Genomic DNA, 9,449 nt, shown 5'->3' on the forward strand with positions numbered 1-9,449 from the left:
AGGCACGAGATGCGTCGGCCCCCGGTTCTGGTTCTCTGTGCCGTGGCGGCGGCGCTGCTCTTCGGTCTGCTCCCTCACCCACCGCTGGCTGCCCAGGGTGCCGCGGCCGAGCCGTTCCGCGCCGCACCGGTGCGCGGGCCGGTGGCCGTGATCAGCGGTGAGGGGGGAAACATCGGGGTGCTCACCGGCCCGGAGGCCACCCTGCTGGTGGACGCCAAGTTCGAACGAACGGTGGCGCCGGTGCTGGCTGCCGTCCAGGCCCTGGGCGGCCAGGATCCGGCCTGGTTGATCAACACCCACTTCCACTTCGATCACACGGACGGCAATGCCGGGTTCGCCCGTCGTGGGGCGACGATCGTCGCGCAGGAGAAAGTCCGCACCCGTCTGGCCCAGGGATCCAGGATCGCGGCCTTTGACCGGGTGACCCCGCCTGCGCCGCCCGAGGCCCTGCCGGTTGTGACCTTCGAGCAGAAGCTGCGTCTCCACATCGACGACGAGACCGTCGACCTGCTGCATCTACCCGCGGCCCACACCGACACGGACGCGATCGTGCACTTCGTCAGGGCTGATGTCATCCATACCGGTGATGTGTGGTTCAACGGCAGCTATCCGTTCATCGACACCGGCCATGGCGGCACCCTGGCCGGGGCGATCGCCGGTGTGGATCGGGTGCTGGCTCTGGCCGGACCCGAAACCCGGATCATTCCAGGCCATGGCCCGGTGGGGGGGAAGGACGATCTGGAGAGCTACCGCGCCATGCTGGCCCTAGCCCTGGAGCGGCTTTCGGCCCTGAAGCAGCAGGGGCTCAGCCTCGAGCAGGTCGTCGCCGCCCAGCCCCTGCTGGATCTGGAGGCGCGCTGGGGTCAGGGACTGTTCCCGGGTGACCGCTGGATTGCGGTGATCTGGGAGGGCTTCTGAGCTGGCCGAGACCTGAGCCAGGGGGCAGGATCGGCCAGGGGACAGGATCGGCGACCACCCTGAAGCTTCAGTCAGTCGAGGGCGATCCGCTCGAGGCTGCGCGGAGCGGTCGTGAGCGATGCCCCCAGGGTTGGGGTCAGTTGATCCAGCAGCAGAAAGGCCGGCACCATCAGGATGGCGCCCACCGCCACCGAGGTGATGAGGTGAACCAGCACGGCATCGTCGGTGGATGCCCATCGCGAACCGGACCGAGCAGACGTCCAACCACTTCGCGGGGATGTCTGCTCGTTGCTCTGGTGGTTCATGGTGACCTGAAGCACCCGTGCGGCTTGACACGGCCCGATCAATCTGAACCTAAAAGTGCATCCCACCCACCACCAGCGAGCCCGGACGTTCTGTCGCCTCTCGTTTCACTCCTTAAGAAGAGGACACATCCTTCAGTACTGGACATCTCCACCCGGGCAGTACTGGACATCTCCAGTCGGGACGGGACACGTGCCATAACACCATGGCCGCCGTCCGGCGCTGCCCAGGCGGTGCGGAGTGCTGGCGTTGCTGTCGGCGTCTTCTGCGGCGCCTGTGTCCTGTGGAATGGCTGACACCACCACCCTCCTCCCGCCGGGATCTCTGCCATGGATGAAGCCAGCCTGCGCCTCCTGTTCAGCCGGGATTACGGAACTCCCGCTCCGGGTGAAGAGCTGTGGCGCTCCCACTACGCCGAGGACGTTCACTTCCAGGACCCCACCCAGGAGCGTCAGGGTCTTCAGGCCTACATCCGGGCCCAGGAGGGACTGCTCAGCCGCTGCGATGACGTGAAGCTCGAGCCCGCCGCCATTGCGATCGCGGGCAGGACCGCCTTCATCGAGTGGGTGATGGGTCTGAAGATCAAGGGCATCGAGTTCATCTATCCCGGCACGACCCGCCTGCTGCTCGACGATGCCGGCAAGATCGTCGACCACCGTGATTACTTCGATTTCGTGGGGCCGACCTTTGCGCCTGTCCCGGTCATCGGTGGGTTCGTGCGCTGGCTCTACGGCCGCTTCGTCGGCTGAACGTCCCAGTCACGCAGTGCCTCCAGGCCGGCGGCCACCGGCTCCCGGTCTTCCACCCGTGTGCCGTGGCCCCGGAGCAGCGGGATTTCCATGCTGTACCCCTCCCGGTGCAGCCAGTGGGCCAGGGGATTGATCTCGGCCGTCTGGATCGGGCCGTTGGGTCGAGGCGTTGGGGTCGAACTGATGGGCACGAGCCGATGAGTGAAGATACTCATCTGCGCCATTTGGTGCCAGCGACCACTGTCTTGCCGGTTCCGATCCCCAAGAGTCGAATCGCTGCTGCTGGGGGCCGCCATGCTCGACTGTGGTTATCGGAATGAGCGCGCCCATCTGGTGATCCTCTGCTGCATCGCAGCCGATGGCTTCCGACTGGAGCGGGTGATCTTCCCGTTTGAATTGCTCACCTTTCTGGCCCCGCCCGGCGCCACGGTGCTGATCTACGGCCCCACCGCCGACGACCCCGAGCTGCTGGAGCAGTTCGATGCCGACACGTTGTTGCTGGGCCTTCAAGCCAGCGATCAGCATCCCCTGTTGCCCGCCAGCATGGAAGCGATGCTGCGGGATCTGCGCCAGCGGTACGCCTGCGAGCCCAGCCCGGAGAACCGCCAGCGGTTGACCCAGCTGGAGCAATCGTTGATCCACTACCTGCCGGGCATGGCTTGATCTCTGCCGCGGCGGATGGACGGTTCACCGCCCATCTGAGCCCGTTCCCCAGGCGTTCTGTCCCGCCAGAATGGCGCAAAGTCCCTGCTGAGTTCGTCATGACCTCCATCCAGCCGATGAGGAGTGGACCTCCCTCCGCCCTCGTGGCGCCGGTGCTGGGTCTGGCGGCCATCGGAGCCCTGGTGGTGCTTCCCCTGGTCGTGCTCGCCGCGATTCCCCTGGTCGTGGCCACGGTGATGGCGGTCGGTGGTGTCCTGGTGCTCGGACTCACCGTCTGGGCCTGCATCGAGGGACTGGCTGCCCTGGAGCGGTGGATGGAGCGGGACTCCCGTTTCCAGCGCTGAGCCGGCCATGAAGGCCCTGACCGCTCACCTTCAGAGCTGCGGCCCCAGAGCTGCTGACCTTGAGAAACGGGCCAGCTCTTGAGATCCCGCTCCGTTCAGGTCGAGCCATCAGGGTCCAGCCCTGCAGCCTGGTCAACGGCTGGCCTCCCGCCGAGGGTGAGGCCCCGGCGCTGAACTTCAAGGCTGAATCCATGGCTGAGCTCCGAACCCGGGCGCTGCCGCCACCAGCGGATCAGGCCAGCCAGCTTGATCAGCACCATGCCGCACCACAGCACCAGGGCCAGGGTTTCGGCGCTGAGGGATCCCATGGCAGTGCTGCCGTGCTGTGTCCCACTGTGGCGTGTGCCGATCGCCGCTCGGCTGGGGCGGTGCCGGTACGATGGCAAGCTGCGTACGTCGCCGATCCCTCTGCGCCAGCCGTTCTCCTCAGGACGTTCTCCTCAGAACATGCCCCGCTGATCGTTCTGGCTGCCTCAGACTCTCGGCTCCAGCTTTCCCGTTGTGCCTCGCCTGGTTCCATGACCATGTCCCCAGCTGAACGGGTCCGACGGGTGAGCCGCGAAGATGCTCTGGAACAGCTGGATCTTTCCACCGTTGCCCAGGCCTATCGCTCCGGTGAGCCCGTGTACCTGGGCCGGGGCGATTTCTGGAAATGGGAGAATGACGGCATCCCAGGCTGGCTCATCCCCCAGCTTCAGGATCTCGGTTTTCTTCCCTGAGGCGCGGCACTGACATGCTGCACTGAGGTACGGCACTGAGTTGGGGCAGTGGGGTTCAGAACCTCGACATTGCCTCGATCTTCGCCAGCTTCTGCGCTTCGAGTCCCGACAGTTCGTCAAGGTCGAGCAGGCCCTCCTTCACCAGGCTGGCGAACACGAACAGAATCCCCTGCAGGCGGAAGTCGAAACGCCCTTCGATGGTGTGGCGTTCGATGCTGAGGTAGTCGTGGAGTTTCCAGACCGTTTCGGCAGTCTCAAGACCCTCCACACTGGCTCTGACCCGTTGAATCAGCTGGTCGATCGCTCGGCTGTAGGCACGGTCGAAGGCATCACGGGCGATCGACTGTTCGGTTTCAGTCCAGCCCTCCAGCGTGGTCTCCATGGCGTAGGGGCATCCCGGGATGATCGTGTATTCAAGGCTACCGAGGTTCCACGGCCCGCCGCGAGCCTGTGCTGCGGCAAGGCGAACCACGGCAGGCTCGGCTGCTCATGGTGCTCCCGGTGGTAGCCGAAGTGGTAACAGGCCAGCAGGGATGCCCACACCGGCAGGTCCAGACTCGTGGCTGCGGCGCCCTGGCCGTTACGCCCTGCCGAGCCGGCGCGCTGGTGGCGGTGGGGAAGATAGGTGCCGAAGGCAAACAACTGAAGCGAACTGAGCAGCAGGGGCAGCGTGCAGAGCAGCAGCACGGTGGTGCAGGCGCTGCTCCAGCTGTGCGCTCCGCCGAGACGGCAGAACAGGCCGAGCAGAGCCCAGCCGCCGAGTAGCCGGCCCATCTGGCGCGGCGAGAGGTAGCCCCCCATGAAGCGCAGATACCAGCGCAGCAGGCCTGCCTGCGGATCAGGGTGAAAGTCGGGATCCCCCGGCGTCGCCTCCGCCTGGTGGTGCTGATGGTGGTTCCGCTGGCATGGGCCATAGGGCAGGGCGGCATACAGCCCCAGGCAGAGGGCGCCCAGCCTGATGTTCCAGCGCGGGTGGTCCGGCAGCAGCACACCATGCATGGCATCGTGGCCCACGATGAACAGTCCGGTCTGGAGCATGGTGCGGCCGAGCACGGCCAGGGCCAGCAGGGGGAAGGCCAGCTCGAGCACCTCGAGTCTGAGCAGGCTGACCAGGGTGATCAGCCAGCCCAGCACGATGGCGGCGGCCGGCAGCAGTCCCCCGTAGCGGGTCGGGATCACGGCATCGGCCTGAAGCATGGGGGCTTCAGCGTTGTGCTCAACGGGCGAACTTCAGCAGTTCGGCTGGCGAGGCCAGCAGGTCGATGGCCACAAAGTAGATCTTGCCTTCCGGGTTCAGCAGAAAGCGCCAGGCCACGTTCATGCCCACACCGGCACCGAACCAGGGGGTCTGCACCTTGCCGGTCACCTTGATCTGGGTGAATTCGCCCTCGGTGGGCTCGGCATAGCCACGCTCCGGCAGAAGTCGGAGGTTCTGGCAGTCTTCCCGGAAGAACCGCAGGATTGCATCGGTTCCCACGATTGGCTTCTGGAAGGGCGGCTGCAGAGCACCGTCCGGCAGGAAAAGTTTGATCAGATTGTCGAAATCGTTCGCATTCAGCAGATCCATATAATTATTCACCGTCGGGTTGATCACGCCCTCGATGAACACCTTGACCCGCTTCTCCTCGGGCGTGGGGTTCACAACAGGCTCCATCACCCGTTGTCCTTCGCCCTTCTCGGGGTCGTAGCCCATGTCCACGACGAAGTTACGCAGCAGGGTGATCTGCTGCCCCTGATCCACTTCCTTCAGTGAATTGAGCACGGCGGTCGCATTGGCGGAGAGGCGGTAACCCTCAGGAATCGGTGCCACGATTCCCTGAGCCATCCACTCGCCCAGCTGGTACCAGAAACCCAGCTTGATGTTGACAGACCAGTTGGAGTAGGTGCGGCAGATCGGTGTGTCCGTGCGATTGGTCAGATCGCACATCGCCTGGCTCTGCTGGGCGAAGTCCATCGCCTTGATTTCATTCAGCACCCCCTCGGCAAACTGCATCCGGGCCGCGCCGGGGGCTGCAATGGTGATGGTACGCCCCATTTCGAGGTAGGCGAACCAGATCAGGGCAAGTTGGTCTTCGGCGCTGAGCAGCCTGAAGCGCGCCGTGATGGCGGGGACCACGTCCGCCTGCAGCGTTTCCGGAAAGATCTTTGTGGCCTTCTCAATTGTGAACATGGTTCATGTCTCCCAGTTGATGTGTAGCCCTCCCCAACCTAGACGTTGCGCTGAACCCGCTTGCAGCGGCTTCAGCCGGGCACCACGGCACAGGCGATGCGGGCACCCCCACCCCCAAGCGGCGGGGTGTCGCTGTAAGTGTCACCGCCGGCATGCACGATCAGGGCTTTGCCCGCCAGATCCCCCACCCGGAGTCGGGGGGCGCGCACCGGCAGACGGGCGCTGCCATCAGCGGCCACCACCAGGCGGCTCAGGTCTCCCCGGTGTCCGTTGCCGTCCGGGCCGAGGTGATGGCCGCTGCCGTCGGGGTCCCAGTGCCCCCCGGCGCTGAGGCCAGCCACCGGGCCCTCCTCAGCGTCGCCGGGGCCGCAGTCACCGAGGGCATGGAGGTGGAAACCATGCTCGCCGGGTGGCAGGTCCTGCAGATCCGGCAGGATCACCAGCCCCTCGGGGCTGTCCCGCAGGCTGAGCGAGCCGAGGCTTGCGTGCACCCCCTCCGCGTCGATCCTGCGCAGGGCAACCCGGAGCTCCTGATCAGCTCCCGCTGCCAGGGGGAGAAACAGCAGCAGGCTGAGCAGGCAGGCCAGGAGCACCGCCAGCAGGGCGGGGTTCCAGGGTGACTCGTGCCCAACACCTTGCCGCAGCTCCATGCCCTCGGCTCCACCGTGGTTCCGGGAAGACCCTAGGCAGTGGCGGCCTGCGCTAGGCATGGACCACGGGTGAGCACTGCCGTCCCGTCGCCCTGGGCCGTTCCGCCTCTCCGGTCCCGCCATTCCATTCGCCCTTTGCCGACCTGCCCGCATGACCACCGCCACCAAGCCGCAGATCCTGGCCGCGGCAAGCGTCTGGCTTGCCGTGGTGCTGAATCTCGTGCCGGGTCTGGGCACCGGTTACATCTACCAGCGACGCTGGAGGGCCTACTGGCTCACCTCGGCGATTGCGACACTCTGGTTCGTGGCCGGTGCCATGCAGACCCAGGGGTTGGATCCCGTGCTGATGGCCGATCGTCTTCAGCGCAGCCGACTGATCGGCCTGGGGGGATTCCTGCTGATCGCCGCCGTCACGGCCTGGGAGGCCGGCAGGGCGGGCGTCCGGGCCCGACAGGACACCGTGTGACGGCGCCAGCCACCGCCACGCCCAGCGGCAGAACACTTCCCCCTGAGGGTCGCCTCCTGGGCCTTCCCCTTCAGGGACGACCGTCCGGATCGACCGGCAGGCCCCGCCAGCCCAGGGCCGCGCGTCGAGCCAGCAGCAGCAGGGGGTAGAGCAGCCTGGCGCGGCCCGTTCCGGCCATCAGCGGCGCCAGCACCTGGAGGAGCGCTGAGCTGGGTCTCATGCGCGCGCTGATCCAGGCCAGCGCCTCGGCCCCGTGCAGGACCCGATCGCCGTCGAGCACCACGGCCCCATCCCGCAGGTGGAAACCGCGGGCGGCCAGTTGATGGCGCAGGGAGCCATCCGCCCGACCATCACGGATGGCCAGCCCTGGAATGCCGCTGCGCAGCTCGCTGAGTTCAGCGAAGTGGCGGCAGAACGGGCAGCCGCCGTCGAACACCAGAACCATGGGGGAGGAGGCCGGGGTCACGGGAGAAGGGGAAGCCAGGATTCGATCGTCCACCTTGCAGCACGTTCGCTCCGCTGCTGAAGCCTCCCCGTCAGAGGGGGCGCCTCCCCCTACCCTGAACCGACCCTTCCAGAGCGGCATGCTGCTCGCCCTCTCCTGGCCTCCGCAGGCCTATCTGTGGTTCAAGACCCTCCACATCGTGGGGGTGGTGGTGTGGTTCGCGGGGCTCTTCTACCTCGTGCGCCTGTTCATCTACCACCGGGAGGCCGCGGAGCTGGATCCCCCCCTGCGCGAGGCCTTCGAGGCGCAGTACGGCCTGATGGAGCGCCGGCTGGCCAACATCATCACCACCCCGGGCATGGTGGTGGCCGTGGTCTGTGCCGTCGGTCTGCTCACTGTCACGCCCACCTGGCTGCATCAGAGCTGGATGCACGCCAAGCTCGCCTTCGTGGCCGCGCTGCTCGCCTACCACGCCTTCTGTTACCGCCTGATGGGGCAGCTGCAGCGGCGGGAGTGCCAGTGGAATGGCCGGCAGCTCCGCGCCCTCAACGAACTGCCCACCCTGCTGCTGGTGATCGTGGTGATGCTGGTGGTGTTCAAGGACCAGTTCCCCACCGGAGCCGCCACCTGGTTCATGGTGGCGCTGGTGGTGTTCATGGCCGCCTCGATCCAGTTCTATGCCCGCTGGCGTCGGCTCCGCTCCGAGCGCCTGGCCGCAGAAGGCTGAGCGGCATGGCGGCTGCGCGTTCTGCCCATCCCCTTGCCGCCGTGCTGCGGCAGGTCGATCCCGCCAGCTGTCCGACCCGGTTCAACTTCCACTGCCACACCACCTGCAGCGACGGCAGCCTTGCCCCCGCGGCCCTCGCGGACCAGGCGCTCGCCCTCGGTCTGGAGCACCTGGCCGTGACCGATCACCATGCGACCGGAGCCCATGGCGAGATCCACGCCACGTTCGAGCGGGCCGCCGGCGAGGGCCGCCCGGCTCCCACCCTGTGGCGCGGGGTGGAGATCAGCTGCCTGCTCGAGGGATGCCTCGTCCACGTGCTGGGCCTGGGATTCGCCGAAGAGCACCCGAGCCTGCACGCCTATCTGCAGGGCCAGGCGGTGGTCGGAGCGGCTCTGCGGGCCGAGGCTGTGGTGGAGGCCATCCATGCGGCCGAGGGCCTGGCCCTGCTCGCCCATCCCGCCCGGTACCGGCTGCCCTTCCAGCGGCTGATCGCCGCCGCCGACCGGCTGGGCTTCGATGGGGCCGAGGCCTGGTACGACTACGGCCTCCAGCCACGCTGGTCGCCCACCCCCCTGGTGTGCGAGAGCATCGCCCGGGAGCTCTCGCAGCGGCGGCTATTGATGAGTTGTGGTACGGATACCCATGGTCTGCACCTCCACGGCCGCTAGGGTTTGCTGACGCTTTCCCCTTGCCTGTCGATGGGTCTGTTTGATCGCCTGTTCTCTTCCGGCTCCGGCGCGAACAGCGCCCCTGCCGCCAAGCCCAACCCCCGCAAGCAGTCGGAGGCAGTGTTCCTCGATGCCGATGCCTCCAGCAGCCTGGGTGACGTCAACCTGATGAAGCGGTCGAACACGATCCGCCACACGTTCCCGGGCACCGCCGCCAGCCCTGGTACCAAGGAGATGGTCGCGGAGGTCTCCTCGATGGAGGCCAAGGTCGAGAAGATGTCCGAAGGCCTGCCCGGCGCGGGCCGCGCCGAGGCCGACATCAACCTCACCGGCGGGGTGCCCAAGCCGGTGAAGAAGACCTTTGCCCAGCAGATGTCGCCAGCCCAGCTGGAGCAGCGCCGCAAGGGATCAGCCGTGGGCGTGAACGTGCCCGGTGGCCCCGCGGCCATCAAGAAGGAGGCCGACCAGGCCTCCAGCGCAGCGGCGTCCCAGCCCCAGATCGCCCAGCAGGCTCCGGCCAAGCCCGGTGAGATCGATCCCTTCCGCCAGATGGTGCGCGAGCTCAACAGCTGAACCGGCGCCCACCCCGCACCGCCCATCCGGCCGGCCGCCGTCAGGGCTCCATTC

General features: G+C 66.9%; 17 protein-coding genes. 9 read left to right on the plus strand and 8 right to left on the minus strand.

What is annotated here, in order from left to right; translation table 11 throughout:
- The first annotated feature begins 9 nt into the window (after positions 1-9).
- Positions 10-918: an MBL fold metallo-hydrolase gene (locus ACLNEE_RS00420; RefSeq protein WP_411423451.1), complete on the plus strand. Its 909-nt coding sequence runs from the start codon at positions 10-12 to the stop codon at positions 916-918.
- Positions 919-989: 71 nt separating this feature from the next.
- Here the strand turns inward: ACLNEE_RS00420 and ACLNEE_RS00425 are convergent, their stop codons facing one another.
- Positions 990-1,133, minus strand: a complete 144-nt coding sequence (locus tag ACLNEE_RS00425; RefSeq protein WP_411423452.1) for a hypothetical protein — start codon at positions 1,131-1,133, stop codon at positions 990-992.
- Between the two features lie 417 nt (positions 1,134-1,550).
- Between ACLNEE_RS00425 and ACLNEE_RS00430 the strand changes: the two genes are divergently transcribed.
- Complete coding sequence (locus tag ACLNEE_RS00430) at positions 1,551-1,970, plus strand: nuclear transport factor 2 family protein (RefSeq protein ID WP_411423453.1); 420 nt, start codon at positions 1,551-1,553, stop codon at positions 1,968-1,970.
- On the opposite strand, the gene ACLNEE_RS00435 is transcribed toward ACLNEE_RS00430, so the two are convergent.
- The gene (locus tag ACLNEE_RS00435) at positions 1,949-2,185 is read right to left on the minus strand and encodes a hypothetical protein (protein WP_411423454.1); all 237 of its coding nucleotides are present in this window, start codon (positions 2,183-2,185) and stop codon (positions 1,949-1,951) included. The genes ACLNEE_RS00430 and ACLNEE_RS00435 overlap by 22 nt on opposite strands.
- Before the next feature lie 79 nt (positions 2,186-2,264).
- Here ACLNEE_RS00435 and ACLNEE_RS00440 point away from each other — a divergent pair, with 79 nt between their 5' ends.
- A complete protein-coding gene (locus ACLNEE_RS00440; RefSeq protein ID WP_411423455.1) occupies positions 2,265-2,633 on the plus strand; it encodes a DUF1830 domain-containing protein in 369 nt (122 codons plus the stop codon).
- 98 nt (positions 2,634-2,731) lie between these two features.
- A complete protein-coding gene (locus ACLNEE_RS00445; RefSeq protein ID WP_411423456.1) occupies positions 2,732-2,977 on the plus strand; it encodes a hypothetical protein in 246 nt (81 codons plus the stop codon).
- A gap of 95 nt (positions 2,978-3,072) precedes the next feature.
- Here ACLNEE_RS00445 and ACLNEE_RS00450 read toward each other — a convergent pair whose 3' ends face one another.
- On the minus strand, positions 3,073-3,285 hold the full coding sequence (locus tag ACLNEE_RS00450) for a hypothetical protein (protein WP_411423457.1): 213 nt from the start codon (positions 3,283-3,285) through the stop codon (positions 3,073-3,075).
- A gap of 210 nt (positions 3,286-3,495) precedes the next feature.
- On the opposite strand from ACLNEE_RS00450, the gene ACLNEE_RS00455 reads away from it, so the two are divergent.
- Positions 3,496-3,696 carry a hypothetical protein gene (locus ACLNEE_RS00455; protein ID WP_412006661.1) on the plus strand — a complete coding sequence of 67 codons (201 nt, stop codon included), beginning with the start codon at positions 3,496-3,498 and terminating at the stop codon, positions 3,694-3,696.
- A gap of 55 nt (positions 3,697-3,751) precedes the next feature.
- On the opposite strand, the gene ACLNEE_RS00460 is transcribed toward ACLNEE_RS00455, so the two are convergent.
- The 4 genes from ACLNEE_RS00460 to ACLNEE_RS00475 all read right to left on the minus strand — a co-directional run bounded on the left by ACLNEE_RS00460 (position 3,752) and on the right by ACLNEE_RS00475 (position 6,516).
- Complete coding sequence (locus ACLNEE_RS00460; RefSeq protein WP_411423459.1) at positions 3,752-4,078, minus strand: hypothetical protein; 327 nt, start codon at positions 4,076-4,078, stop codon at positions 3,752-3,754.
- Positions 3,985-4,893, minus strand: coding sequence for a fatty acid desaturase (locus ACLNEE_RS00465; RefSeq protein WP_411423460.1), 909 nt, complete (start codon positions 4,891-4,893; stop codon positions 3,985-3,987). The genes ACLNEE_RS00460 and ACLNEE_RS00465 overlap by 94 nt, the downstream gene beginning before the upstream one ends.
- Positions 4,894-4,912: 19 nt before the next feature.
- Positions 4,913-5,866 carry an orange carotenoid-binding protein gene (locus ACLNEE_RS00470; protein WP_411423461.1) on the minus strand — a complete coding sequence of 318 codons (954 nt, stop codon included), beginning with the start codon at positions 5,864-5,866 and terminating at the stop codon, positions 4,913-4,915.
- Between the two features lie 71 nt (positions 5,867-5,937).
- Positions 5,938-6,516, minus strand: a complete 579-nt coding sequence (locus tag ACLNEE_RS00475) for a superoxide dismutase family protein (RefSeq protein WP_412006662.1) — start codon at positions 6,514-6,516, stop codon at positions 5,938-5,940.
- A gap of 151 nt (positions 6,517-6,667) precedes the next feature.
- Here ACLNEE_RS00475 and ACLNEE_RS00480 point away from each other — a divergent pair, with 151 nt between their 5' ends.
- Positions 6,668-6,982: a hypothetical protein gene (locus tag ACLNEE_RS00480; protein ID WP_412006663.1), complete on the plus strand. Its 315-nt coding sequence runs from the start codon at positions 6,668-6,670 to the stop codon at positions 6,980-6,982.
- Positions 6,983-7,052: 70 nt separating this feature from the next.
- Here the strand turns inward: ACLNEE_RS00480 and ACLNEE_RS00485 are convergent, their stop codons facing one another.
- On the minus strand, positions 7,053-7,448 hold the full coding sequence (locus ACLNEE_RS00485; RefSeq protein ID WP_412006664.1) for a DCC1-like thiol-disulfide oxidoreductase family protein: 396 nt from the start codon (positions 7,446-7,448) through the stop codon (positions 7,053-7,055).
- A gap of 118 nt (positions 7,449-7,566) precedes the next feature.
- Between ACLNEE_RS00485 and hemJ the strand changes: the two genes are divergently transcribed.
- The 3 genes from hemJ to ACLNEE_RS00500 are packed head-to-tail and all read left to right on the plus strand — an operon-like array spanning position 7,567 to position 9,395.
- On the plus strand, positions 7,567-8,154 hold the full coding sequence (gene hemJ, locus ACLNEE_RS00490; RefSeq protein WP_411423482.1) for a protoporphyrinogen oxidase HemJ: 588 nt from the start codon (positions 7,567-7,569) through the stop codon (positions 8,152-8,154).
- Between the two features lie 5 nt (positions 8,155-8,159).
- Entirely contained in the window at positions 8,160-8,822 is a 663-nt protein-coding gene (locus ACLNEE_RS00495) for a PHP domain-containing protein (protein WP_411423465.1), read from the plus strand.
- 30 nt (positions 8,823-8,852) lie between these two features.
- Positions 8,853-9,395 carry a hypothetical protein gene (locus tag ACLNEE_RS00500; RefSeq protein WP_412006665.1) on the plus strand — a complete coding sequence of 181 codons (543 nt, stop codon included), beginning with the start codon at positions 8,853-8,855 and terminating at the stop codon, positions 9,393-9,395.
- The last annotated feature ends 54 nt before the right edge of the window (positions 9,396-9,449 follow it).

The sequence above is a fragment of the Aphanothece stagnina RSMan2012 genome, assembly GCF_046764815.1.
Lineage (GTDB): Bacteria > Cyanobacteriota > Cyanobacteriia > PCC-6307 > Cyanobiaceae > NIES-981.

Bases quoted from the DNA above. Each gene is read 5' to 3' on its own strand.
- ACLNEE_RS00465 (WP_411423460.1), bottom strand. From the start codon at position 4,893: ATGCTTCAGGCCGATGCCGTGATCCCGACCCGCTACGGGGGACTGCTG.
- hemJ (WP_411423482.1), top strand. From the start codon at position 7,567: ATGCTGCTCGCCCTCTCCTGGCCTCCGCAGGCCTATCTGTGGTTCAAG.
- ACLNEE_RS00420 (WP_411423451.1), top strand. From the start codon at position 10: ATGCGTCGGCCCCCGGTTCTGGTTCTCTGTGCCGTGGCGGCGGCGCTG.
- ACLNEE_RS00460 (WP_411423459.1), bottom strand. From the start codon at position 4,078: ATGGAGACCACGCTGGAGGGCTGGACTGAAACCGAACAGTCGATCGCC.
- ACLNEE_RS00430 (WP_411423453.1), top strand. From the start codon at position 1,551: ATGGATGAAGCCAGCCTGCGCCTCCTGTTCAGCCGGGATTACGGAACT.
- ACLNEE_RS00455 (WP_412006661.1), top strand. From the start codon at position 3,496: ATGACCATGTCCCCAGCTGAACGGGTCCGACGGGTGAGCCGCGAAGAT.
- ACLNEE_RS00470 (WP_411423461.1), bottom strand. From the start codon at position 5,866: ATGTTCACAATTGAGAAGGCCACAAAGATCTTTCCGGAAACGCTGCAG.
- ACLNEE_RS00435 (WP_411423454.1), bottom strand. From the start codon at position 2,185: ATGAGTATCTTCACTCATCGGCTCGTGCCCATCAGTTCGACCCCAACG.
- ACLNEE_RS00495 (WP_411423465.1), top strand. From the start codon at position 8,160: ATGGCGGCTGCGCGTTCTGCCCATCCCCTTGCCGCCGTGCTGCGGCAG.
- ACLNEE_RS00440 (WP_411423455.1), top strand. From the start codon at position 2,265: ATGCTCGACTGTGGTTATCGGAATGAGCGCGCCCATCTGGTGATCCTC.
- ACLNEE_RS00480 (WP_412006663.1), top strand. From the start codon at position 6,668: ATGACCACCGCCACCAAGCCGCAGATCCTGGCCGCGGCAAGCGTCTGG.
- ACLNEE_RS00450 (WP_411423457.1), bottom strand. From the start codon at position 3,285: ATGGGATCCCTCAGCGCCGAAACCCTGGCCCTGGTGCTGTGGTGCGGC.
- ACLNEE_RS00445 (WP_411423456.1), top strand. From the start codon at position 2,732: ATGACCTCCATCCAGCCGATGAGGAGTGGACCTCCCTCCGCCCTCGTG.
- ACLNEE_RS00475 (WP_412006662.1), bottom strand. From the start codon at position 6,516: ATGGAGCTGCGGCAAGGTGTTGGGCACGAGTCACCCTGGAACCCCGCC.
- ACLNEE_RS00500 (WP_412006665.1), top strand. From the start codon at position 8,853: ATGGGTCTGTTTGATCGCCTGTTCTCTTCCGGCTCCGGCGCGAACAGC.